A 23,902-nucleotide genomic window follows, 5' to 3' on the forward strand; every position below is an offset into this window, starting at 1 on the left:
GCTCCGGGTGTGCTCAGTGTTGGCGCACGAAAAAGTCATAACGCATGGAAACCGTCACCTCGAACGGCTCGGGCTGGTCGATCACCCGGGCGCGCTTTTCGGCGCTGGCGCGCCAGCCGTGCGGGGTCATCGCCAGCAGGTCGGCACGGGCCTTGGGTTGGACCAGGCTCAGGCGGAACTCGAGGGTTTCGCTGTGGGCGTGGGCCATGCCTTCGGGCACCAGGGCCAGGTGCTTGTCGTCGGCGTAGGGGCGCACTTCATCGTAGAGCACTTCGCGCAGCTCCATGAGGTGGCCGCTGGTCGGGCCCACGCGCATCAGGCCGCCACCGGGGCTGAGCAGGCGCTTGGCCTCGTCCCAGTCCAGCGGGCTGAACACGCTGGCGATGAACTGGCAGCTGGCATCGGCCAGCGGCACGCGAGCCATGCTGGCGACCATCCAGGTCACCTCGGGCGCACGGCGGCAGGCACGCTTGACCGCCTCGCGGGAGATGTCCAGGGCATAGCCATCGGCGCTCGGCAGGGCCTGGGCGATCTGCGCGGTGTAGTAACCCTCCCCGCAACCGATGTCCAGCCAGGCGCCGGGTTGGCGCTCGGCGGCAAGCTCGGCCAGGCGCTGGGCCACCGGGGCATAGTGGCCGCCGTCGAGGAAGTCGCGGCGGGCTTCGACCATGGCCTGGTTGTCACCTGGGTCACGGCTGTTCTTGTGCTGCACCGGCAGCAGGTTCAGGTAACCCTGGCGGGCGCGGTCGAAGCGGTGGCCGGCCGGGCACACCACGCCATTGTCGAGCCGCGACAAGGCTGCCTGGCAGAGGGGGCAGGCGAGCATCAGGCGAGCAACCGGACCAGGGTCTGGTAGTAGATTTCGGTCAGCAGGTCGAGGTCGCTGGCCAGGATCCGCTCGTCGACCTGGTGGATGGTGGCGTTGACCGGGCCGAGTTCGACTACTTGGGTGCCCATGGTGGCAATGAAGCGGCCATCGGAGGTGCCGCCGCTGGTCGACGGTTGGGTGTCGCGGCCAGTGACGCCCTTGATGCTGGCCGACACCGCGTCGAGCAGTTCGCCCGGCTCGGTGAGGAACGGCAGGCCCGACAGCGCCCAGTCGACCGACCAGTCCAGCTCGTGCTTGTCGAGGATCGCCGAAACCCGCGCCTGCAGCCCTTCGACGGTCGACTCGGTAGAGAAGCGGAAGTTGAACAGTGCGGTCAGCTCACCCGGGACCACATTGGTGGCGCCGGTGCCGGCGTTGAGGTTGGAGATCTGGAAGCTGGTCGGCGGGAAGAACGCGTTGCCTTCATCCCAGTGCTCGGCTGCCAGTTCCGCCAAGGCCGGGGCGGCCAGGTGGATCGGGTTGCGAGCCAGGTGCGGGTAGGCCACATGGCCTTGCTTGCCGCGCACGGTCAGCTTGGCACCGAGCGAGCCGCGACGGCCGTTCTTGACCACGTCACCGAGCAGGGTGGTGCTCGATGGCTCACCGACGATGCACCAGTCCAGGCGCTCGTTGCGTGCCTTCAGGCGCTCGACCACGGCCTTGGTGCCGTGGTGCGCCGGGCCCTCCTCGTCGCTGGTGATCAGGAAGGCGACCTTGCCGCGGTGGTTCGGGTAGTCCTGCACGAAGCGCTCGCTGGCAATCACCATCGAGGCCAGGCTGCCTTTCATGTCGGCGGCGCCGCGGCCGCAGAGCATGCCGTCGGCGTCGATCAGCGCCTCGAATGGCTCATGTTGCCACTGCTGCACCGGGCCGGTGGGGACCACGTCGGTATGGCCGGCGAAGCACAGCACCGGGCCATCCTGGGTACCGTGGGTAGCCCAGAAGTTATCGACGTCTTCGAAACGCATCGGCTCCAGCTGGAAGCCCACGGCGCCCAGGCGGTTCATCATCTGCGCCTGGCAGTCGGCGTCGACGGGGGTGACCGAGGGGCGACGGATCAGGTCGCAGGCCAGTTGAAGGGTGGGCGAGAGCTCGGCAGGGGCCGTCATGGGGGACTCCGGGGCAAGGCGAGGCGGGGAAATCTGAGGGGCGTTATCTTATATCAAACCGTCAGGCCAATGGAGCCGCTTTGCGGCCCTTTCGCGACACAAGGCCGCTCCTACAGAAGCACGCGGTCTCATGTAGGAGCGGCCTTGTGTCGCGAAAGGGGCGCAAAGCGCCCCCAAGATCTCAAGCCTGCTGCGGCTCGGCGGCCTTCTGCGCAGGCTTGGGCAGCGACGACAGAAACGCCATCACCAGTGCAGCCACATAGGGCAACGACTGCACCAGCAGCATCGCCACCCAGAAGCGCATGTCCGAACTCGGCAGCCCCTGCACCAGGAATATGCCCAGTGCCGCGCCCCACAGCAGCAACATGATGAACAGCTCTTCCCGTGCTTCGGAAATCGCCACCAGCAAGCCATGGCTGTCGGCGTTCTTCGGTGTGCGGAAGAACGGCATGCTGCTGGTGAAGAAGCCGTAAAGCACCGCCTTGGCAATGGTATGCGACAGCGCCAGCCCCGCCAGTGCCGCAGCAAAGGCATCCTTGAGGTTCACCCCCACCGCACGGCGGTAGAGGAAGATGATCTTGCCGACCTTGAAGAAGAACAGCGCCAGCGGCGGAATGGCAAAGATCATCAGCGGCGGGTCGACCCGGTGCGGGACGATGATCATCGCTGCCGACCACAACAGCGCGCCGACTGTGAAGAAGATGTTCATGCCGTCGGCGACCCACGGCAGCCAGCCGGCCAGGAAGTGATAGCGCTGGCCACGTGTCAGCTCGCTGCCCTTGCCGCGCAGCAGGGCGCTGGCGTGGTGCTTGATGATCTGGATGGCGCCATAGGCCCAGCGGAAACGCTGCTTCTTGAAGTCGATGAAGGTATCGGGCATCAGGCCTTTGCCGTAGCTGTTGTGGGCGTAGGCGGCCGACAGGCCTTTCTCGAATACCCGCAGGCCCAGCTCGGCGTCTTCGCAGATGCACCACTCGGCCCAGCCCAGCGCTTCCAGCACACTGCGCCGGGTCATGGTCATGGTGCCGTGCTGAATGATCGCATCACGGTCGTTGCGGGTAACCATGCCAATGTGGAAGAAGCCTTTGTATTCGCTGTAGCAGAGCTTCTTGAAGGCGCTTTCGTGCTGGTCGCGGTAGTCCTGCGGCGACTGCACCACAGCGATCTTCGGGTCGGCGAAGTGCGGCACCATGTGCTTGAGCCAGTTACGGTCGACGCAGTAGTCCGAGTCGATTACCGCGATCACTTCAGCGTCCTTGGCAGTATGCGGGATCAGGTAGTTCAGCGCGCCGCCCTTGAAGCCGGCCAGGGGCGCGACATGGAAGAACTTGAAACGCTCGCCAAGCTTCTCGCAGTGGGCCTTGAGTGGCTCCCATACGGCCGGGTCCTTGGTGTTGTTGTCGATCACCAGCACTTCATAGTCCGGGTAATCCAGCGCGGCGAGGGCGTCGAGGGTCTGCTTGACCATCTCCGGTGGCTCGTTGTAGCACGGCACATGCACTGACACCTTGGGCCGGTAGGCGCTGTCGCCCTGCACCGGCAGGAATTCGCGGCGGCGCTTGTGGATCCAGACGGCCTCGGCCAGTTCGTGGGCCTCGGTCATCAACACGATGAACACGCCCAGCGCGCCGAGCGCCAGCAACACGCCGACGGTCAGGCTGAACCAGGTGCTGTATTGCTGGCTGTAGTCATAGGCGATCCACACCAGCACCGACCCGCACAGGAAGGTGATGAAGGTGAGGAAGGTGCGGCCGCGCTGGCGCAAGGCCGAGCCGTCGATCAGCAGCACGGCCAGGGCGATCATCGCCAGGACCACCGAAGCGACCGCCAGGGCCCGCCACTGCGGGATCGCCACCACCGGCCCCTCGAAGTTGAACTTCTGCTGGCGCTCGGCGTTGTACACGCCCCAGTAGGCGCCTACCGAACCTTCGTCGTTGGCCTTCCACGGCTGGTCGTAGGCCTCGATGACGAAGTAGTTGTAGCCCCGTCGGTTCAGGGTGTTGACCAGGGTGCGCAGGTAGATGGCCTGGTCGGCCTGGGTGGCGTCGGCGCCGCCGCGCATGCGGCCGTTGCTCGGCCAGCCGACTTCCGACAGCAGCAGCGGCTTGTGCGAGAACTGGTGGCGTAGCTCGCGGGCGCGGTCGAGGACGAACTGCACCGAGTCTTTCATCGGCACGAACTCCCAGTACGGGAGGATGTGCGCGGCGATCAGGTCGACGTGGCTGGCCAGTTCCGGGTGTTCCTTCCAGATGTGCCACTGCTCGCTGGTGGTGACCGGTACCTTGACGGCGGCGCGCACGCGATCGAGGTACTGGATCAGCGCCTCGGGCGTGACTTCTTCGCGGAACAGCGCTTCGTTGCCGACCACCACCCGCACCACACTGCGTGAGTGGTTGGCCAGCTCGATGCCTTTTTCGATCTCGCGTTCGTTGCGCTCCAGGTCCTTGCTGATCCAGATGCCCAAGGTCACCCGCAGGCCGAACTCCTCGGCCAGCCGGGGGATCTCGGCCTGAGTGCCCTCGACGGTATAGATGCGGATGTTGTCGGTGAGCTTGTTCAGCTGCTCCAGGTCCTGGCGCATCTCGTCATCGCTGGGGTACTGACCTTTTTGCGGGCTCTCCCCAAGGCGGAAGGGCGAGTACGAGAAGCCGGAGATCTGTTCCGGCCAGGCAGGCGCGGAGACCGGACGGTTGATGAGTGCCCAGAACCCGGTGAACAGCGCGGCGATGGCCAGGACCACCACCAGGTTGAGGCCGAATTTGCGAGATGACATTGTGATCCGATTCTGTCCAAGTGATAGGACATTAAAGCAGTAATGGCAGGGTGTTTCCTAACGATGGAGGTCCAAGCGGCCGCTGGCCTATAATGCGCGCCGCATTTTCGGGTACGAGCGTTGAGGTAGGAACATGAGCACTGAGGATCCACGCTTTGCCGGCGTTGCCCGGTTGTATGGCGACCAGGGCCTGCAGCGCCTGGGCAATGCCCATGTGGCAGTGGTCGGCATCGGCGGGGTCGGCTCGTGGGCGGCCGAGGCCCTGGCGCGCAGTGGCGTTGGCGAAATCACCCTGTTCGACCTGGACGATGTCTGCGTCAGCAATACCAACCGCCAGGCCCATGCGCTGGAAGGCCAGGTCGGGCGGCCCAAGGTCGAAGTGATGGCCGAGCGCCTGCGGGCGATCAACCCGAAGATTACCGTGCACGCGGTGGCGGACTTTGTCACTCGCGAGACCATGGCCGAGTACGTTACCGAGGAGATGGATGCAGTGATCGACTGCATCGACAGCGTGATGGCCAAGGCCGCGCTGATTGCCTGGTGCCGACGCCGCAAGATCGCCATTGTCACCACCGGGGGGGCCGGCGGGCAGATCGACCCGACCCAGATCCAGGTCGGCGACCTCAACAAGACCTTCAACGACCCGCTGGCTTCGCGGGTGCGTTCGACCCTGCGCCGGGACTACAACTTCTCGCGCAATACCAGCCGCAACTATGGCGTGCCTTGCGTGTTTTCCAGCGAGCAGCTGCGTTATCCGAAGGGTGATGGCAGTGTTTGCTTGCAGAAGACCTTCGTCGGCGAAGGCGTGCGCCTGGACTGCGCGGGGGGCTTTGGTGCGGTGATGATGGTCACCGCGACGTTCGGCATGGTCGCGGCGAGCAAGGCCATCGAGAAACTGGTGGCGGGGGCGCGGCGGCCCTCGGAGCGGGTCAAGCCTGAATAATCTGCATGTGCTTCTTCGCGGGCACGCCCGCTCCCACAGGTAGAGCGTTGCCTTCGGGCCTGGCGCTGTCCCTGTGGGAGCGGGCGTGCCCGCGAAGCAGGCGCCGCCGATTCAGCAGGTGGACGCCAACTCCGCCATCCGCAGCAACACAGCATGCAGCCCGTTGCTGCGCGAAGGCGAAAGCTGGCGCTCCAGCCCCAGCAGAGTGAACCACTCACGCAGGTCCAGCTCGGCCAGTTCCGCGCTGTTCAACCCCTGAACCCGCACCAGCAGCAGCGCCAGCAGCCCTCGTAACAACCGTGCATCACTGCTCGCCTTGAAGTGCCACTGCCCCTCGACCTGTTCCGCAACCAGCCATACCAGGCTTTCACAGCCATGTACCCGGTTGCTGTCGGTCTTTTGCGCCTCGCTCAGTGGCGCCAGCCGATCGCCCCATTGCATCAGCAGCCGCGCCCGCTGTTCCCAGCCGTGGGCCTGCTCGAAGCTTTCCAACGCTTGCTGGGCTGGCAAGGGCAAACTCATCGCAGTAACTCCAGGCTCTGGTCCAGCGCTGCGAAGAACCGTTGCAGGTCGTCACTGTCGTTGTACAGCCCCAGCGACACCCGAATGGCCCCCTCCAGCCCCAACCCCTTGAGCAGCGGCATCGCGCAGTGATGCCCGGCGCGCACGGCAATGCCTTGCTCGGTCAGCAGGTGGGCGATGTCGGCGTTGTGTACGCCTTCGATGACGAAGCTGGCCAAGGCCGTCTGAGGTGTGCCAAGGACGCGCACACCGTCGCGGTCGGCCAGGCCTCGCAGCAGATGCTGGTGCAGGCTGGCTTCGTGAGCCTCGACGGCAGGGGTGTCGAGGCTGGCCAGGTAATCCAGCGTCGCGCCCAGCCCGATGACCCCGGCGATCGGCGGGGTGCCGGCCTCGAAACCCAGTGGCGCGGGGCGAAAGCTTGCGCTCTGGTAGTCGGCCATTTGCACCATTTCGCCGCCAAACTGCCAGTGGCGCAGCAGTTCAAGTGCCTGGGTACGGCCGTACAGGACGCCGACACCCTCCGGCCCATAAAGCTTGTGGCTGGAAAATACGTAGAAGTCGCAGCCCAGCTGCTGCACATCATGGCGGCCATGCACGACGCCCTGGGCGCCATCGACAACGGTCAGCGCACCCTTGGCGCGGGCATGGGCCAGCAGCGCAGGCAATGGTTGCCAGGTGCCGAGCACGTTGGACAGCTGGCTGACGGCGAGCACACGGGTGCGCGGGCCGATCAGCTGCAGCGCCTGCTCCAGGTCGATGCGGCCATGCCCGTCCAGCGGCAACACCACCAGGCGCAGGTCGCGCCGCCGGGCCAGTTGTTGCCAGGGCAGCAGGTTGGCGTGGTGCTCCAGGGCGCTGATGGCAATCTCGTCGCCCGCTTCGAAGCGGTGTTCCAGGCCATAGGCCAGCAGGTTCAGCGCCGAGGTGGCGCCGTGGGTGAACACGATCTGCCGTGAGTCCGCAGCATTAAGCCAGGTCGCCACCTTGTCGCGGCTGGTCTCGAAAGCCTGGGTTGCCAGCGCGCCTGGCAGGTGCTGGGCACGGTGCACGTTGGCAGCGCCATGGCCGTAGTAATGGCTCAGGGCATCGAGCAACGCCTGGGGCTTCTGGGTGGTAGCGGCGCTGTCCAGGTAGGTCTGGTGCTGCGGTTGCAGGGCGGCGATGGCGGGGAAATCGGCGCGCCAGGGGGAGGGCTGGAACATGTTCGCGGGGCCTGGAATGAAAATCGGGTCTGGCGAGGTGCCAGACCCGATCTTAACATTACAACTGCTGAGAGTCCGCTGATCGCGGGCAAGTCGGATCGCCGCACCGCCGCTCCTGCACGACTCTCAATGTTCTCAGTTGTGGGCGTGCAGCGCCTCGTTCAGCTCGATGGCCGACTTGTGGGTCTTGCACTCCACAGCGCCGTTCAGCGAGTTGCGGCGGAACAGCAGGTCGGTCTGGCCGGCCAGGTCGCGGGCCTTGACCACTTTCACCAGCTCGTTGTTTTCATCCAGCAGGTTCACCTTGGTGCCAGCGGTGATGTACAGGCCGGCTTCGACGGTGTTGCGGTCGCCCAGCGGAATGCCGATACCGGCGTTGGCGCCGATCAGGCAGCCTTCGCCGACCTTGATGACGATGTTGCCGCCACCGGACAAGGTACCCATGGTCGAGCAGCCGCCGCCCAGGTCCGAACCCTTGCCGACGAATACGCCAGCGGAAACACGGCCTTCGATCATGCCCGGGCCTTCGGTGCCCGCGTTAAAGTTGACGAAGCCTTCGTGCATGATGGTGGTGCCTTCGCCGATGTAGGCGCCCAGGCGCACGCGGGCGGTGTCGGCGATGCGCACGCCGGCCGGGACCACGTAGTCGGTCATTTTCGGGAACTTGTCCACCGAGAACACTTCCAGCAGCTCGCCCTTCAGGCGCGCTTCCAGTTGCAGCTCGGCCAGCTCGCTCAGGTCTACGGCGCCCTGGTTGGTCCAGGCCACGTTCGGCAGCAGCGGGAAGATGCCGGCCAGGCTCAGGCCGTGCGGCTTGACCAGGCGGTGCGACAGCAGGTGCAGCTTGAGATAGGCCTCCGGGGTCGAAGCCAGCGCGGCATCTTCGGCCAGCAGGGTGGCGACCAGCGGCTTGTGGCTTTCGGCCAGGCGGGTCAGCAGGGCGGCCTGGGTGGCGTCCACGCCTTTGACGGCTTCGGCCAGCTGAGCGGCCTGGGCGTTGCTGAAGGTGATAGCCTGGTTGCCGCCTTCATAGCCGAGGATTGGCGCCACTGCGGCAACCAGTTCGGCGCTCGGGTTGAGCAGGGGTTGTGCGTAGAACACTTCCAGCCAGGTGCCCTGGCGGTTCTGGGAGCCGACACCGAAGGCCAGGCTGAACAGGGTATTGGACATGTGATTACCTCGTGCGAAATAGGGTAGGGGCTCAGGCCAGCGCGGCGGCGTACAGGTCGGGCTTGAAGCCGACCAGGGTGCGACCGCCAAGGTCGAGTACCGGGCGCTTGATCATCGACGGCTGGGCGTGCATCAGTTCGACGGCCTTGGCCTGGTCGAGGTCGGCCTTGCTGGCGTCGTCGAGCTTGCGGAAGGTGGTGCCGGCACGGTTGAGGATGACTTCCCAGCCGTGTTCGTCGCACCAGCGGTTGAGGCTGTCGCGGTCGATGCCTTGAGTCTTGTAGTCGTGGAATTCGTAGGCGATGGCTTTGTCTTCAAGCCAGGTGCGCGCTTTTTTCATGGTGTCACAGGCTTTGATGCCGTAGAGCGTGTAGGTCATTGTGTACATTGAGGCCACAGGCTGCCCCAATCTCTCCCTTTCCGAATGTCAGTCGCGGGATTATGCGGGAACGATTGTATGAGCGCCACGGGGTGTGCATGTCTTGAGGTTTTCAGTGCTTGTGAGAGGTGTTTGCCTTGGGAGTTGTGGCGCCTATGAGATCGAGCGCCGCCCGCGCGGCGCATCGCGGGCAAGCCCGCTCCCACATCTGTTTCGGGCCAGTCCATCCTGTGAAGCCAACAGGGACCGCCCTGGTGCATGTCTGAAGACAGGTGGAGCGACATCAGCGCCCACCGCGATGTATCGCCATGCCAACAAGGCGGATCCTGTTGGCGGCATAGGAGGGACTGGCCCGAAACAGATGTGGGAGCGGGCTTGCCCGCGATGCGCCGCGCGGGCGGCGCTCGATCTTACAGGCGCAGAAACTCTCAAGGCATGCACCTCCAAGCCAATACAGGCCCTAACCTGCACAACCCACAAGCACTGGGTATCATCGTGTTACATATTCATCCGTCACCTGCGACTATCGTGCAGCGGCCTCGTTTCGCGATACCCCGCTAACATATTGTTTCAATGGCGATCTCTCGCCCCCGCTGTCGTTTTTGGTTCACAAAGGAAGCCTTCACGGATGCAGTCCGCCTACACCGTCCTCATCCTGCTGACGCTGGTAAGCGTGTCGAAACTGGTCGGGCGCATGATCCCGTTGCCGTTGCCCTTGGTGCAGATCGCCGCTGGCGCATTGCTGGCCTGGCCGACCTTGGGCCTGCATGTGGCCCTGGACCCCGAATTGTTCCTGTTCCTGTTCCTGCCGCCGCTGCTGTTTGCCGATGGCTGGCGCATCCCCAAGCGTGAGTTGTGGCGCATCCGCGGCCCGGTAGTGGCGCTGGCCGTGGGGTTGGTGCTGTTCACCGTGGTCGGTGCCGGTTACTTCATCCATTGGCTGTTGCCGAGCATTCCGTTGCCGGTGGCCTTTGCCCTGGCCGCCGTGCTGTCGCCTACCGACGCTGTGGCGGTGTCGGCGATTACCCAGGATCGCCTGCCAACCCCGCTGATGCACATGCTGCAGGGTGAGGCGTTGATGAACGACGCCTCGGGTCTGGTGACGTTTAAGTTCGCCCTGGCCGCCGCCATTACCGGGGCGTTTTCGCTGGCCGACGCCAGCTTCAGTTTCGTGCTGGTGGCCCTCGGTGGCCTGGCGGTGGGTGTCGCCCTGAGTTGGCTGATCGGCCGCCTGCGCGCCTGGATGATCGCCCGTGGCTGGGATGACCCGGCCACCCATGTGGTATTCATGCTGCTGCTGCCCTTTGCCGCCTATGTGCTTGCCGAGCGCCTGGGCGTATCGGGCATCCTTTCGGCGGTGGCCGCCGGCATGATGCAGAGCTGGCTCGACCTGTTGCCGCGCCAGACCAGTACCCGTCTGCTCAACCGCAGCGTCTGGTCGCTGCTGGAGTTCGCCTTTAACGGCCTGATCTTCCTGTTGCTGGGCCTGCAACTGCCGGACATCATCAAGGCCGTTGTCAGCCACGAGACCACCGTCTGGCCGACCCTGGCCTGGCGCTGCCTCGACGTGCTGGCGATCTTCGCCGCATTGATCCTGCTGCGTTTCGTCTGGGTGCAGAGCATCTGGCGGGCGATCGGTGTGGTTCGTCGCTGGCGCGGCAGGCCGGCGCTGGTGCTGATGCCAACCATGCGCTCTTGCTGGTTGCTGACCCTGGGCGGTGTGCGCGGGGCAGTGACCCTGGCCGGTGTCATGTCGGTGCCGCTGTTGATGGGCGCGGGCCAGGCCTTCCCTGAACGTGACCTGCTGATCTTCATCGCCGCCGGGGTGATCCTGCTGTCGCTTATCAGTGCCTGCATAGCCTTGCCGCTGCTCCTGCGGGGTATCACCAAGAGCCCGGACGAACGGCTGCATCAGGAAGTGCAGGAGGCCTGGCGGCGTACGGCCGAGGCGGCGATCCATGCGTTGGAGGCGGAAGAGGTGATTGATGCCAGCGCGCCGCAGGATGCGGCACAGGCAACCCTGGCCACGGAGCTCAAGGCGCGGTTGATGGCCGAATATCGGGATGAGCTGGATAGCTACAACGACACGGCCGAGGCACGGGCGCTGGCCGAACAGATGGACTTGCTGGAGCGGCGTTTGCGCTTGCGCGCGCTGCGGGCACAGCGGCTGGAACTGTACAACCTGCATCGCCAGCATCTGGTGGGCGATGAGGTGGTCAGGCAGGTGCTGGGGGAGCTGGATCTGAGTGAGGCCAACCTGGGGCAGGTCAGGTAGGCCTGTTGTGGGCCATTCGCGTGTGAACCCGCTCCCACAGATCATGCACCGCATTCGCGGCTTGCGCTGTACCTGTGGGAGCGGGTTTACCCGCGAATGGGGCGCAAAGCGCCCCCGGGCCAATCAGCGGTTTTGCAGGAATGCGCGAATCCGCTCCGCCGCCTCGATGCACTCGGCCAGCGGTGCAACCAGTGCCATGCGTACGCGGCCGGCCCCCGGGTTCACACCGTCGACTTCACGCGACAGGTACGACCCCGGCACCACGGTCACATGCTCGGCCTCGAACAGGTCGCGGGTGAACTCGGCATCGCCGCCCGGCACCTTGGCCCAGAGATAGAAACTGCCATCCGGACGCTGCACGTCCATCACCGGCTGCAGGATATCCAGCACGGCATCGTATTTGGCACGGTACTGGTCACGGTTCTCGCGCACATGGGCCTCGTCCTGCCAGGCGGCGACGCTGGCCAGTTGGGTCTGCACGGGCATGGCGCAGCCGTGGTAGGTGCGGTACAGCAGGAACGGTTTGATGATCGACGCATCACCGGCAACAAAGCCCGAACGCAGGCCTGGCAGGTTGGAGCGCTTGGACAGGCTGTGGAACACCACGCAGCGCTTGAAGTCGCTGCGGCCCAGCTCGGCACAAGCGCTCAGCAGGCCTGGCGGCGGCGCGTCTTCGTCGAAGTACAGCTCGCTGTAGCACTCGTCGGCGGCAATCACGAAGTCGTGCTCGTCGGCCAGGGCGATCAGCTTCTTCAGGGTGTCCATCGGCACCAGCGCACCGGTCGGGTTGCCCGGCGAGCACAGGAACAGGATCTGGCAGCGCTTCCACACCTCGGCCGGCACGGCGTCGAAGTCCGGGTTGAAGCCGTTGTCTTCCAGGCAGGGCAGGTAATGCGGGGTGGCGCCGGCCAGCAGGGCGGCGCCTTCGTAGATCTGGTAGAACGGGTTGGGGCTGACCACCAGGCCGTCATCGGCACGGTTGACCACGGCCTGGGTGAAAGCGAACAGCGCCTCACGGGTGCCATTGACCGGCAGGATGTGGCGGTCGGCGTCGAGCCAGCCGGCCGGCACGCCGAAGCGGCGCTCGCACCAGTGGCCGATGGCCTGGCGCAACACCGGCAGGCCGAGGGTGCTCGGGTACACCGCCAGCTTGTCGAGGTTGTCGGCCATGGCCTGGGCGACGAACGCCGGCGATTCATGCTTCGGTTCACCGATCGACAGGGCAATGGCGCGTTTGTCCGCCGCCGGCTTCACAGTGCCCAGCAGGGCGCGCAGTTTCTCGAACGGGTAGGGCTGAAGCTGGGTCAAGGCATGGTTCATCGGCAGGAGGTCTCGTCAATCGTCTAATCGTTAAAAAGTCACGCGGGTCGGGTTGGCATCACTGGCCTGGCCGGCCTGCAGCTGCTGCACGATGGCTTCCTGCAGGCGGCTGCACAGCTGCGGGTCGGACAGCGGCTGGTTGTCGGCATCGGTGATGAAGAATACGTCTTCCACCCGCTCGCCGAGGGTGGCGATCTTGGCGTTCTGCAGCGACAGGTCGAATTCCAGGAAGATCCGCCCGAGCCGTGCCAGCAGGCCGGGGCGGTCTGGCGCGGTGATCTCGAGGATGGTCACCGGGCGCTGTGCGTCGTTGAGGATGGTCACCTGCGGCGGGAAGTTGAAGTGCTTGAGCTGACGCGGCACCCGGCGCTGGATGATGGTCGGGTAGTCCTCGGGGTTGCGCAGCGCTTCGGTCAGGCCGTCGCGGATCTGCTTGACCCGCTGCGGGTTGTCGCCGATCGAGCCGCCGTCGTTGTCGAGCACGATGTAGGTGTCGAGGGTGAACTGGCTGCTCGAAGTGATGATCCGCGCGTCATGGATGTTCAGGTTCAGCTGCGACATGGCGGCCACGGTCACGGCAAAGAAGTCGTGCTGGTCGGGCGCGTAGATGAAGATCTGCGTACCGCCTTCGAACTCGCGCTGGGTGGTTTCCTTGATCAGCACCAGCGGCCCGCCATCGGCCGGTTGCTGCAGGATGGCGTCGCTGTGCCAGGCCACATCGGCGGCGTTGTGCTTGAGGAAGTAGTCATCGCCCAGCTGCGACCATAACTGCTCGACATCGTCCGGGTCGGTACCCTCGCGCACCAGGATGTCCAGCGCGGCCGACTGGGTCTGGCGGATCTGTTCCTCACGGTCCAACGGGTTTTCCAGGCCACGGCGCAGGGCGCGCTTGGTCTCGGTGTAGAGCTGGCGCAGCAGGCTGGCGCGCCAGGAGTTCCACAGGCTGGGGTTGGTGGCGTTGATGTCGGCCACGGTCAGCACATACAGGTAGTCCAGACGCGTCTCGTCGCCCACATGCAAGGCGAAATCGTTGATCACCTGCGGGTCGGACAGGTCCTTGCGCTGGGCGGTGGTCGACATCACCAGGTGGTTCTGCACCAGCCAGACGATCAACCGGCTGTCCCAGGCCGGCAACTGGTGGCGTTCGCAGAACTTCTGCGCATCCACCGCACCGATCTCGGAGTGATCGCCCTGGCGACCTTTGCCGATGTCGTGGTACAGGCCCGCCAGGTAGATCAGCTCGGGCTTGGGCAGGCGGCCCATGAGCTTGCTGGCCAGGGGGAATTTCTCCGATACCGGCGTGTACTGCAGCTTGCGCAGGTGCTTGATGAGGTTGAGGGTGTGCGCATCGACCGTGTAGATGTGGAACAGGTCGTGCTGCATTTGCCCGACGATCAGGCCGAATTCCGGCAGGTAGCGGCCAAGGATGCCGTAGCGGTTCATCCGCCGCAGGTTGCGGTGGATACCGATTTCGCACTTGAACAGCTCGATGAACAGGCTGGTATTGCGGATATCGTTGCGGAAGGTGTCATCGATCAGGTGCCGATGTTCGCGCAGCAGGCGCACGGTATCGGCACGCACGCCCTTGATCTCCGGATGCTGAGCCATCAGCACGAAGATCTCCATCATGGCGAACGGGGTGCGCCTGAACACGTTCGGCCTGACCGCTTCGATGTAACCGTCATGCAGGCGGAAGCGCGCGTTCAGCGGGTGGGTGGTGCCGCTGCCATCATCGGCGAGGATGACTTCTTCGAAGTGCTGGATGATCAGGTCGCACAGCTGGCTGATGCTCATCACCACCCGGTAGTACTGCTGCATGAACTGTTCGATGGCGCGCTTGGGGTTGTCGTCGCTGTAGCCGAGCAGTGCAGCGATGCTGCGCTGGTGGTCGAACAGCAGGCGGTCCTCGGCGCGACCGGCGAGCATGTGCAGGGCATAGCGCACTTTCCACAGGAAGTCCTGGGACGAGGCCAGCAGTTCGTTCTCGCTTTCCAGCAGGAAGCCTTCGCCGGCCAGGGCATGCAGGTTCAGCGTGCCGTACTGGCGGCGGGCGACCCAGAGCACCGTCTGGATGTCGCGCAAGCCACCGGGCGAGCCCTTGACGTTGGGCTCGAGGTTGTACTCGGTGTCGTTGTACTTGTGGTGGCGGGCCTTGAGTTCGGCACGCTTGGCCAGGAAGAAATCCTTGCTCGGCCACATGTAGCCGGTGCTGGTCACCTCGAGCATGCGCTGGCGCAAGTCTTCGGGGCCGGCGATGGTCCGGCTTTCCATCAGGTTGGTGATTACCGTCAGGTCGGCGCGGGCCTGCTCGGCGCATTCGTCGACGGTACGCACGCTCTGTCCGACCTCCAGACCGATGTCCCAGAGCAGGGTGAGGAAGCGCTCGATGGCCTCGCGGTACTGTTCATGCTCGGCGGCCCCGAGCAGGATCAGCAGGTCGATGTCCGAGTGCGGGTGCAGCTCGCCGCGGCCATAGCCGCCGACCGCCACCAGCGCGATACCGCTCGGGTCGCCCCAGTCGAACTGGTTCCAGGCCTGTTGCAGGATGTTGTCCACGAGCCAGGCGCGGGCTTCGATCAGCGGGCGGATTTCGCAGCCCGAACGAAAGCGCTTGTCGAGCACCTCGCCGGCCTGGCGGATGGCTTTCTTGAAGGCGGCGATGGGGCTCGCCTTGAGGGCCAGTTCCGCCTGGAACTGGCCACGGTCGAACAGCTCGGGATCCACCTGGGGCATCGCGTCGCGTTCCTGTCTTTAGGTTGCCTTGGGTATCAGGCCGAGGTGCGCGGGATGGTGTCGTCCTTGCGCAGGGTGAATATCTCGTAACCGGTAGCCGTCACCACCAGGGTATGTTCCCACTGGGCCGAGAGCTTGCGGTCCTTGGTGATGGCCGTCCAGCCGTCGCCCAGCACCTTGGTGTCGGCCTTGCCCTGGTTGATCATCGGCTCGATGGTGAAGGTCATGCCTTCCTTGAGCTCCATGCCGGTGCCAGCGCGGCCGTAGTGGAGGATCTGCGGCTCTTCATGGAACACCTTGCCGATGCCGTGGCCGCAGAACTCGCGCACCACCGAGAAACCATTCTTCTCGGCGTGCTTCTGGATCACCTCACCGATATCGCCCAGGCGGCAGCCCGGCTTGACCAGTTCGATGGCCTTGTACATGCATTCCTGGGTGACCTTGGACAGGCGCTCGGCCCAGACTGGCACGGTGCCGACGTGGAACATGCGGCTGGTGTCGCCGTGGTAGCCGTCCTTGATCACGGTAACGTCGATGTTGAGCGTGTCCCCGTCCTTGAGCGGCTTGTCGTTGGGGATGCCGTGGCAGACCACATGGTTGATCGAGGTGCAGATCGACTTCGGGTAGCCCTTGTAGTTGAGGGGCGCCGGGATGGCCTGCTGGACGTTGACGATGTAGTCGTGGCACAGGCGGTCGAGCGCTTCGGTGGTGACACCGGGCTTGACGTGTTCTTCGATCATTTCCAGCACTTCGGCGGCCAGGCGGCCGGCGATGCGCATCTTCTCGATGTCTTCTGCAGTCTTGATGGTGACGGTCATTACAGGCTCTCTACGGCGCCGCAGACGGCGCGAACAAACGGGAAAGGCCGGATTCTAGCAGAGCAGGGCGGCATTCTGTCGGGATAAAGGCGGTCATGCTGCTGTCTATAAGGAGGCATTCTGGCCTGTTTGGCAGGGTGCTGCAAAAACTGCTGACGGACGCAACCTGATCCGGGTTCCGTTCGCTCGCGGTCTGTGGTATAAAATGCGCCGCTTTCGGGGACGACCCCGTCAGCTCCAAACCCACACACGTGTCGACACGATGGCCTGGGTGCCCCGATTCTCCGGAAGCGTGGGTTGGTCATTGGGATACGTGGAGGCCCAACCCGACTTATCAAGGAACTATCATGTCCCAAGTCAACATGCGCGATATGCTGAAGGCCGGTGTGCACTTCGGCCACCAGACCCGTTACTGGAACCCGAAAATGGGCAAGTACATTTTCGGCGCGCGTAACAAGATTCACATCATCAACCTGGAAAAAACCCTGCCGATGTTCAACGACGCTCTGTCGTTCGTAGAGCGCCTGGCCCAGGGCAAGAACAAGATCCTGTTCGTCGGCACCAAGCGTTCCGCCGGCAAGATCGTTGCCGAGCAAGCTGCTCGCGCAGGTTCGCCATACGTTGATCACCGTTGGTTGGGCGGCATGCTGACCAACTACAAGACCATCCGTGCTTCGATCAAGCGTCTGCGCGACCTGGAAACCCAGGCCGAAGATGGCACCTTCGCCAAGCTGACCAAGAAAGAAGCCCTGATGCGTTCGCGCGATCTGGAAAAGCTGGACCGCAGCCTGGGTGGTATCAAGGACATGGGCGGTCTGCCTGATGCCCTGTTCGTGATCGACGTTGACCACGAGCGCATTGCTATCACCGAAGCCAACAAGCTGGGCATCCCGGTTATCGGCGTTGTCGATACCAACAGCAGCCCAGAAGGCGTTGACTTCGTTATCCCAGGTAACGATGACGCCATCCGCGCTATCGAGCTGTACATGACTTCGATGGCTGACGCCGTCATCCGCGGCCGCAACAACGTTGCCGGCGGTACTGAAGTCTACGCTGAAGAAGCGGCTGCACCTGCTGCTGAGTAATAGGCGCTAGCGTCTACTTGGCACGCGAAAAGGGGGCTCTGCCCCCTTTTTGCCACCTTGAAATCCTGCTGTCAGCAACGGCCCCGCATGATGGGCGAGCTGATATAAAGGCAGCGATTTGCAGAATTTAACGCCCGTGACGAGCGGGTGGAATGGTTGAAAAACTTTCCAAGAGGATTTTGAAATGGCAGCAATTACTGCAGCGCTGGTCAAAGAACTGCGCGAGCGTACCGGCGAAGGCATGATGGATTGCAAGAAGGCCCTGGAAAAGGCCGGCGGCGACATCGAAAAAGCCATTGACGACATGCGTGCCTCGGGCGCCATCAAGGCCGCCAAGAAGGCTGGCAACGTCGCTGCTGAAGGCGCTATCGCCGTCAAGACCGACGGCAAAGCCGCCGTCCTGCTGGAAGTGAACTCGCAGACCGACTTCCTGGCCCTGCAAGACGACTTCAAGAACTTCGTGGCCGAAAGCCTGGAAGAAGCTTTCGCTCAGAAGCTGACCGACGCCGCTCCCCTGGTTGCCTCGCGTGAAGCAGCTCGTGAAGCCCTGGTCGCCAAGTGCGGCGAGAACGTCAACATCCGTCGCCTGGTGCGCGTTGAAGGTGATGTTGTCGGTGCCTACCTGCACGGCAACAAGATCGGCGCTGCCGTTGTTCTGAAAGGCGGCGACGTCGAGCTGGCCAAGAACATCGCCATGCACGTTGCAGCTTCGAACCCGGAGTTCCTGGATTCGTCGGAAATCTCCGCTGAAGCCATCGAGCGCGAGAAGAACGTCTTCCTGCAGCTGAACGCCGACAAGATCGCTGGCAAGCCGGAAAACATCGTTGAAAACATGATCAACGGTCGTATCACCAAGTTCAAGGCCGAAGCCTCGCTGAAAGAGCAAGCTTTCGTCATGAACCCAGAAGTCAAGGTTGGCGAGCTGGCCAAGAAAGCCGGTGCTGAAATCGTTTCCTTCACCTACTTCAAGGTTGGCGAAGGCATCGAGAAGCCAGTTGACGATTTCGCTGCTGAAGTTGCTGCTCAGGTAGCTGCTGCCAAGCAGTAAGACAGCCCCGTCTGTCGCCCCAAAGAGGCTGCCCGCTCACGCGCGCAGCCTCTTTGTCAAAACGGCGAAGGGTTTACAGGACCCGACGCCGCTGGCACCAAAACGGTGCCACGCTACAGTTAGCAAGCCGAAAACGGCTCGCACGAATTTTCTAAAAGTACGCCGCAGGAGAGACTCGCAATGGCTCAGCAGGTGAGTGGTCGCCAACCTCGCTATAAACGCATTTTGCTCAAACTTAGCGGCGAGGCCCTGATGGGCTCGGAAGACTTCGGCATCGATCCGAAGGTGCTGGATCGCATGGCCCTTGAAGTCGGCCAGCTGGTGGGGATCGGTGTCCAGGTCGGCCTGGTGATCGGTGGTGGCAACCTGTTCCGCGGCGCAGCGCTCAGCGCAGCCGGCATGGACCGTGTCACCGGCGACCACATGGGGATGCTGGCCACTGTCATGAACGGCCTGGCCATGCGCGATGCGCTGGAGCGTTCGAACATCCCGGCGCTGGTCATGTCGGCCATTTCCATGGTTGGCGTCACCGATCATTACGATCGTCGCAAAGCTATTCGCCACCTCAACTCCGGGGATGTGGTAATTTTCTCTGCCGGTACCGGCAACCCGTTCTTCACCACCGACTCAGCAGCCTGCCTGCGCGCCATCGAAATCGATGCCGACGTGGTGCTGAAGGCGACCAAGGTCGATGGCGTGTACACTGCCGACCCATTCAAGGATCCGCATGCCGAGAAGTTCGATCACCTGACCTATGACGAGGTCCTGGATCGCAAGCTGGGTGTGATGGACCTGACCGCAATCTGCCTGTGCCGTGACCACAAGATGCCATTGCGGGTATTCAACATGAACAAGCCTGGCGCCCTGCTGAACATCGTGGTGGGTGGCGCTGAAGGTACTCTGATCGAGGAAGGCCAAGCATGATCAACGACATCAAGAAAGACGCGCAGGAGCGCATGGGCAAATCCATCGAAGCCCTGGCTCGCAACCTGGCGGCGATCCGTACCGGTCGCGCCCACCCAAGCATCCTGGACAGCGTCAAGGTCACGGCCTGGGGTAGCGAGATGCCGCTGAACCAGGTGGCTGCGATCACCGTCGAAGATGCCCGCACCCTGAAGATCGTCGCTCACGACAAGAACCTCAGCGCTGCCATCGAGAAAGCCATCCTGACCTCCGACCTGGGCCTGAACCCCTCCAGCGCCGGTACCACCATCCGTGTACCGATGCCGGCCCTGACCGAAGAGACCCGCAAGGGCTACACCAAGCAGGCCAGCAGCGTTGCCGAAGATGCCAAGGTGGCTGTGCGTAACGTGCGCCGCGATGCCCTGGGTGATCTGAAGAAGCTGACCAAGGACAAGGAAATCAGCGAAGACGAAGAGCGTCGCGCCGCTGACGAGATCCAGAAGCTGACCGACAAGTTCATTGCTGAAGTCGATGCCGCTTACAAAGCCAAGGAAAAGGACCTGATGGCCGTTTAAGGCCGAGGTTTTTTAATGGAAAAGTCCAAGTTGGCGGCACCGTCATCGGTGCCGCGTCATGTCGCGATCATCATGGATGGCAACAACCGCTGGGCGAAGAAGCGCCTGCTGCCCGGCGTCGCCGGGCACAAGGCTGGCGTCGACGCGGTGCGCGCAGTCATCGAGGTGTGCGCCGAATCCGGGGTCGAAGTGCTGACCCTGTTCGCCTTCTCCAGTGAAAACTGGCAGCGCCCGGCCGAAGAGGTCGGTGCGTTGATGGAGCTGTTTTTCTCGGCCTTGCGCCGTGAAGCCCGGCGCCTCAACGAGAACAACATCAGCCTGCGCATCATCGGTGACCGTTCGCGATTCCACCCCGAGCTGCAGGCCGCCATGCGCGAAGCCGAGGCGCTGACAGCGGGCAGTAACCGCTTCATTCTGCAGATCGCCGCCAACTACGGCGGCCAGTGGGATATCGCCCAGGCCGCCCAACGCCTGGCGCGTGAGGTTCAGGCCGGCCATCTGCGCCCGGACGACATCACCCCTGGCCTGCTGCAGACCTGCCTGGCCACAGGCGAGCTGCCATTGCCCGACCTGTGCATCCGTACCGGTGGCGAGCATCGCATCAGCAACTTCCTGCTGTGGCAACTGGCCTATGCCGAACTGTACTTCTCCGACCTCTACTGGCCGGATTTCAAACACGAGGCCATGCGCAAAGCCCTGGCCGATTTCGCTTCGCGCCAGCGCCGCTTCGGTAAGACCAGCGAGCAGGTCGAGGCTGGAGCTCGTGCTTAATGCTTAAACAACGCATCATTACCGCGCTGATCCTGTTGCCGGTCGCGCTGGGTGGTTTCTTCCTGCTCAACGGCGGGGACTTCGCCCTGTTCATCGGCTTCGTGGTGACCCTCGGTGCCTGGGAGTGGGCGCGTCTGGCCGGGCTAGTGGCTCAGCCATTGCGCATCGCCTACGCCGCTGTGGTCGCCGGAGCGCTGATGCTGCTCCATCTCATGCCGGACCTGGCACCATGGGTGCTTGGCGCTTCGGTCATCTGGTGGGCGCTGGCCACCTGGTTGGTGCTCACCTATCCACGCAGCAGCGAACTGTGGGCCAGTGCAGCCTGCAAGCTGCTGATCGGCTTGCTGATCCTGTTGCCGGCATGGCAAGGGCTGATCCTGCTCAAGCATTGGCAGCTCGGCAACTGGCTGATCCTGTCGGTCATGGTGCTGGTCTGGGCAGCTGATGTCGGTGCCTATTTCTCCGGTCGTGCATTTGGCAAGCGCAAGCTGGCGCCGCAAGTGAGCCCGGGCAAGAGCTGGGAAGGTGTCTATGGTGGCATGGCGGTCAGCCTGGTGATCACCCTGGTGGTGGGCATCAGCCGTGACTGGGGCTTCGGCCAGCTTCTGCTAGGCCTGCTGGGTGCTGCGCTGGTGGTCATGTCGTCGGTGATCGGTGACCTGACCGAGAGCATGTTCAAGCGTCGGGCCGGCATCAAGGACAGCAGTAACCTGCTGCCTGGCCATGGTGGGGTGCTGGATCGCATCGACAGCCTGACCGCAGCGATCCCGATCTTCGCCGTGCTGCTGTGGGCTGCCGAATGGGGTGTGATGTGAGTCGCACGCAGCGTATTACTGTGCTGGGTGCGACCGGCTCGATCGGTCTCAATACCCTTGATGTGATTGCGCGGCACCCCGAACGCTACCAGGTGTTCGCGCTCAGCGGCTATTCGCGCATCGACGAGCTGCTGGCCCTGTGCGTTCGGCACCACCCGGTCTATGCCGTGGTGCCCGATGACGAAGGCGCTGCGCGCCTGCGTGATGGTCTGGTGGGTGCCGGCTGCGCTACCCAGGTGCTGGTAGGGGAGGCGGGTCTGTGCGAGGTCGCGGCAGCCCCTGACGTGGATGCGGTGATGGCTGCCATCGTTGGCGCCGCTGGCCTGCGTCCGACCCTGGCCGCCGTTGAAGCGGGCAAGAAGGTGTTGCTGGCCAACAAGGAGGCGCTGGTGATGTCCGGCGCGCTGTTCATGGACGCGGTGCGGCGCAGTGGCGCCGTGCTGCTGCCGATCGACAGCGAGCACAATGCGATCTTCCAGTGCCTGCCGGGCGATTATGCTCGCGGCCTGAGCCAGGTCGGCGTGCGTCGTATCCTGCTGACCGCCTCGGGTGGGCCGTTCCGCGAGACGCCGCAGGCGGCCTTGGTCGATGTCACTCCGGAACAGGCCTGTGCTCATCCCAACTGGTCGATGGGGCGGAAGATTTCCGTGGACTCGGCCAGCATGATGAACAAGGGCCTGGAGCTGATCGAGGCCTGCTGGTTATTCGATGCGGCGCCGGCCAAGGTCGAGGTGGTCGTGCATCCGCAAAGCGTGATCCATTCGCTGGTCGACTACATCGACGGTTCGGTGCTGGCCCAGTTGGGCAATCCGGACATGCGCACCCCCATCGCGAATGCCTTGGCCTGGCCAGAGCGTATCGATTCCGGGGTTGCCCCGCTGGACCTGTTCGCCATCGCCCGTCTGGACTTCCAGGCGCCGGACGAACAACGCTTCCCTTGCCTGCGCCTGGCGCGCGAGGCGGCCGAAGCCGGTAACAGTGCGCCTGCGGTGCTCAACGCGGCCAACGAGGTCGCGGTCGAGGCATTTCTCCAGCGGCGTATCCGCTTCCCTGAGATCGCGGGTATGATCGAGCAAGTGCTTGATCAGGAACCTGTGGTGCCGCTGCCATCGCTGGAGGCCGTTTTCGCTGCCGACCAGCGTGCCCGAGAACTGGCTCGTGAGTGGCTGAGGCGTCACGGTCGTTGAGGCCTGGCGCGCTACCAGGGTTCTGCTGAACGTCATTCGGAGATAGATATGACTGCGCTCTACATGATTGTCGGCACCCTGGTGGCCCTGGGTGTACTGGTCACATTCCACGAGTTTGGCCACTTCTGGGTCGCACGGCGTTGCGGGGTCAAGGTGCTGCGCTTCTCCGTCGGCTTCGGCATGCCATTGCTGCGCTGGCATGACCGCCAGGGCACCGAGTTCGTGGTGGCGGCGATTCCGCTGGGTGGCTACGTCAAGATGCTCGACGAGCGTGAGGGCGAAGTGCCTCCGGCGCTTGCCGATCAAGCGTTCAATCGCAAGTCGGTGCGTCAGCGCATCGCCATCGTAGCCGCAGGCCCGGTCGCCAATTTCCTCCTGGCCATCGTCTTCTTCTGGCTGCTGGCCATGCTCGGTACCCAGCAGGTCCGCCCGGTGATCGGTGCGGTCGAGCCGGGGAGCCTGGCAGCATCGGCAGGCCTGGCTGCTGGTCAGGAAATTGTATCTATTGATGGCAAGGCGACCAGCGGTTGGTCGGCAGTCAATTTGCAGCTGGTTCGCCGCCTGGGTGAGAGTGGCACGCTGCAGGTTGGGGTGCGCGACGATGGCGCCACCGCCGAGCGCCAGCTGCAGGTGAAGCTGGAGCATTGGCTCAAGGGTGTCGACGAGCCGGACCCTATTCAGTCCCTGGGCCTGCGCCCATGGCGGCCGGCGGTATCGCCCGTACTGGCCGAGATCGATCCGAAAGGCCCGGCTGCTGCCGCTGGCCTGAAGGCCGGCGACAAATTGCTCGCCCTCGACGGCGCGGCGCTCAGTGATTGGCAGCAGGTGGTAGACAGCGTTCGTGCGCGCCCTGATTCCCAGGTGGTGCTGCGAGTCGAGCGCGACGGCGCGGCCCTCGATGTGCCGGTCATGCTGGCTCACAAAGGCGAAGGTAAAGCGGCCGGTGGCTACCTCGGCGCGGGTGTGAAGGGCGCCGAATGGCCTGCCAGCATGCTTCGCGAAGTCAGCTATGGCCCGCTGGATGCCGTGGGCGAGGGGCTCTCGCGGACTTGGAACATGAGCGTCCTGACCCTCGAGTCGCTGAAGAAAATGCTGTTCGGTGAGCTCTCGGTAAAAAACTTGAGCGGACCGATAACCATTGCTAAAGTGGCGGGCGCTTCAGCCCAGTCCGGCGTGGGGGATTTCCTGAATTTCCTGGCCTACCTGAGCATAAGCCTGGGGGTTCTTAACCTGCTGCCCATTCCAGTACTGGATGGGGGGCATTTGCTGTTTTACCTGGTCGAGTGGGCGCGCGGTCGTCCATTGTCAGAACGGGTGCAAGGTTGGGGGGTCCAGATCGGTATCAGTTTGGTCGTAGGGGTGATGTTGCTCGCCCTGATCAACGATCTGGGTCGACTTTAAAAGCT

Annotated in this window: 20 protein-coding genes; 10 read left to right on the top strand and 10 right to left on the bottom strand. The window is 63.8% G+C overall.

The window, feature by feature from the left end; genetic code table 11:
* Nucleotides 1-13: 13 nt before the first annotated feature.
* The 3 genes from ACTORR_RS20490 to ACTORR_RS20500 all read right to left on the bottom strand — a co-directional run bounded on the left by ACTORR_RS20490 (nt 14) and on the right by ACTORR_RS20500 (nt 4,750).
* Nucleotides 14-826 carry a putative RNA methyltransferase gene (locus ACTORR_RS20490; RefSeq protein ID WP_054885386.1) on the bottom strand — a complete coding sequence of 271 codons (813 nt, stop codon included), beginning with the start codon at nt 824-826 and terminating at the stop codon, nt 14-16.
* Nucleotides 826-1,977: a succinyl-diaminopimelate desuccinylase gene (gene dapE, locus ACTORR_RS20495; protein ID WP_054885385.1), complete on the bottom strand. Its 1,152-nt coding sequence runs from the start codon at nt 1,975-1,977 to the stop codon at nt 826-828. Before dapE ends, ACTORR_RS20490 begins: the two co-directional genes overlap by 1 nt.
* A 181-nt stretch (nt 1,978-2,158) precedes the next feature.
* Nucleotides 2,159-4,750, bottom strand: a complete 2,592-nt coding sequence (locus tag ACTORR_RS20500) for a glycosyltransferase (protein ID WP_262109386.1) — start codon at nt 4,748-4,750, stop codon at nt 2,159-2,161.
* Nucleotides 4,751-4,883: 133 nt separating this feature from the next.
* Here ACTORR_RS20500 and tcdA point away from each other — a divergent pair, with 133 nt between their 5' ends.
* The gene (gene tcdA, locus ACTORR_RS20505) at nt 4,884-5,693 is read left to right on the top strand and encodes a tRNA cyclic N6-threonylcarbamoyladenosine(37) synthase TcdA (RefSeq protein WP_313365470.1); all 810 of its coding nucleotides are present in this window, start codon (nt 4,884-4,886) and stop codon (nt 5,691-5,693) included.
* 111 nt (nt 5,694-5,804) lie between these two features.
* On the opposite strand, the gene ACTORR_RS20510 is transcribed toward tcdA, so the two are convergent.
* The 4 genes from ACTORR_RS20510 to ACTORR_RS20525 all read right to left on the bottom strand — a co-directional run bounded on the left by ACTORR_RS20510 (nt 5,805) and on the right by ACTORR_RS20525 (nt 8,966).
* Nucleotides 5,805-6,215: a SufE family protein gene (locus tag ACTORR_RS20510; protein WP_313365471.1), complete on the bottom strand. Its 411-nt coding sequence runs from the start codon at nt 6,213-6,215 to the stop codon at nt 5,805-5,807.
* The gene (locus ACTORR_RS20515; protein ID WP_313365472.1) at nt 6,212-7,417 is read right to left on the bottom strand and encodes a cysteine desulfurase; all 1,206 of its coding nucleotides are present in this window, start codon (nt 7,415-7,417) and stop codon (nt 6,212-6,214) included. The genes ACTORR_RS20510 and ACTORR_RS20515 overlap by 4 nt, the downstream gene beginning before the upstream one ends.
* A 135-nt stretch (nt 7,418-7,552) precedes the next feature.
* On the bottom strand, nt 7,553-8,587 hold the full coding sequence (dapD, locus tag ACTORR_RS20520; RefSeq protein ID WP_054885380.1) for a 2,3,4,5-tetrahydropyridine-2,6-dicarboxylate N-succinyltransferase: 1,035 nt from the start codon (nt 8,585-8,587) through the stop codon (nt 7,553-7,555).
* A gap of 31 nt (nt 8,588-8,618) precedes the next feature.
* Nucleotides 8,619-8,966: an ArsC family reductase gene (locus ACTORR_RS20525; RefSeq protein WP_054885379.1), complete on the bottom strand. Its 348-nt coding sequence runs from the start codon at nt 8,964-8,966 to the stop codon at nt 8,619-8,621.
* A 628-nt stretch (nt 8,967-9,594) separates the two neighbouring features.
* On the opposite strand from ACTORR_RS20525, the gene ACTORR_RS20530 reads away from it, so the two are divergent.
* Nucleotides 9,595-11,241 (top strand): Na+/H+ antiporter, encoded by a 1,647-nt coding sequence (locus ACTORR_RS20530; RefSeq protein WP_054885378.1) that lies wholly within the window; start codon nt 9,595-9,597, stop codon nt 11,239-11,241.
* 123 nt (nt 11,242-11,364) lie between these two features.
* On the opposite strand, the gene dapC is transcribed toward ACTORR_RS20530, so the two are convergent.
* The 3 genes from dapC to map are packed head-to-tail and all read right to left on the bottom strand — an operon-like array spanning nt 11,365 to nt 16,112.
* A complete protein-coding gene (gene dapC, locus ACTORR_RS20535) occupies nt 11,365-12,561 on the bottom strand; it encodes a succinyldiaminopimelate transaminase (RefSeq protein WP_313365729.1) in 1,197 nt (398 codons plus the stop codon).
* Between the two features lie 30 nt (nt 12,562-12,591).
* Nucleotides 12,592-15,294: a [protein-PII] uridylyltransferase gene (locus ACTORR_RS20540; RefSeq protein ID WP_313365728.1), complete on the bottom strand. Its 2,703-nt coding sequence runs from the start codon at nt 15,292-15,294 to the stop codon at nt 12,592-12,594.
* Between the two features lie 35 nt (nt 15,295-15,329).
* A complete protein-coding gene (gene map / locus ACTORR_RS20545; protein WP_016712936.1) occupies nt 15,330-16,112 on the bottom strand; it encodes a type I methionyl aminopeptidase in 783 nt (260 codons plus the stop codon).
* Between the two features lie 347 nt (nt 16,113-16,459).
* On the opposite strand from map, the gene rpsB reads away from it, so the two are divergent.
* The 8 genes from rpsB (at nt 16,460) to rseP (ending at nt 23,897) form a co-directional block, all read left to right on the top strand.
* Nucleotides 16,460-17,197, top strand: a complete 738-nt coding sequence (gene rpsB, locus ACTORR_RS20550) for a 30S ribosomal protein S2 (RefSeq protein ID WP_027920037.1) — start codon at nt 16,460-16,462, stop codon at nt 17,195-17,197.
* A gap of 184 nt (nt 17,198-17,381) precedes the next feature.
* Entirely contained in the window at nt 17,382-18,245 is an 864-nt protein-coding gene (tsf, locus tag ACTORR_RS20555; protein WP_176506559.1) for a translation elongation factor Ts, read from the top strand.
* Between the two features lie 180 nt (nt 18,246-18,425).
* A complete protein-coding gene (pyrH, locus tag ACTORR_RS20560) occupies nt 18,426-19,169 on the top strand; it encodes a UMP kinase (RefSeq protein ID WP_003252294.1) in 744 nt (247 codons plus the stop codon).
* Entirely contained in the window at nt 19,166-19,723 is a 558-nt protein-coding gene (frr, locus tag ACTORR_RS20565; protein ID WP_054885374.1) for a ribosome recycling factor, read from the top strand. Before pyrH ends, frr begins: the two co-directional genes overlap by 4 nt.
* A gap of 15 nt (nt 19,724-19,738) precedes the next feature.
* Nucleotides 19,739-20,494 (top strand): polyprenyl diphosphate synthase, encoded by a 756-nt coding sequence (uppS, locus tag ACTORR_RS20570; protein ID WP_027920033.1) that lies wholly within the window; start codon nt 19,739-19,741, stop codon nt 20,492-20,494.
* Nucleotides 20,494-21,309 carry a phosphatidate cytidylyltransferase gene (locus ACTORR_RS20575; RefSeq protein WP_054885373.1) on the top strand — a complete coding sequence of 272 codons (816 nt, stop codon included), beginning with the start codon at nt 20,494-20,496 and terminating at the stop codon, nt 21,307-21,309. The genes uppS and ACTORR_RS20575 overlap by 1 nt, the downstream gene beginning before the upstream one ends.
* On the top strand, nt 21,306-22,496 hold the full coding sequence (gene ispC / locus ACTORR_RS20580) for a 1-deoxy-D-xylulose-5-phosphate reductoisomerase (RefSeq protein ID WP_054885372.1): 1,191 nt from the start codon (nt 21,306-21,308) through the stop codon (nt 22,494-22,496). The genes ACTORR_RS20575 and ispC overlap by 4 nt, the downstream gene beginning before the upstream one ends.
* Nucleotides 22,497-22,544: 48 nt before the next feature.
* Complete coding sequence (rseP, locus tag ACTORR_RS20585; RefSeq protein ID WP_099814883.1) at nt 22,545-23,897, top strand: sigma E protease regulator RseP; 1,353 nt, start codon at nt 22,545-22,547, stop codon at nt 23,895-23,897.
* The last annotated feature ends 5 nt before the right edge of the window (nt 23,898-23,902 follow it).

Source organism: Pseudomonas sp. SAR267, assembly GCF_052077595.1.
GTDB lineage: Bacteria > Pseudomonadota > Gammaproteobacteria > Pseudomonadales > Pseudomonadaceae > Aquipseudomonas > Aquipseudomonas vlassakiae.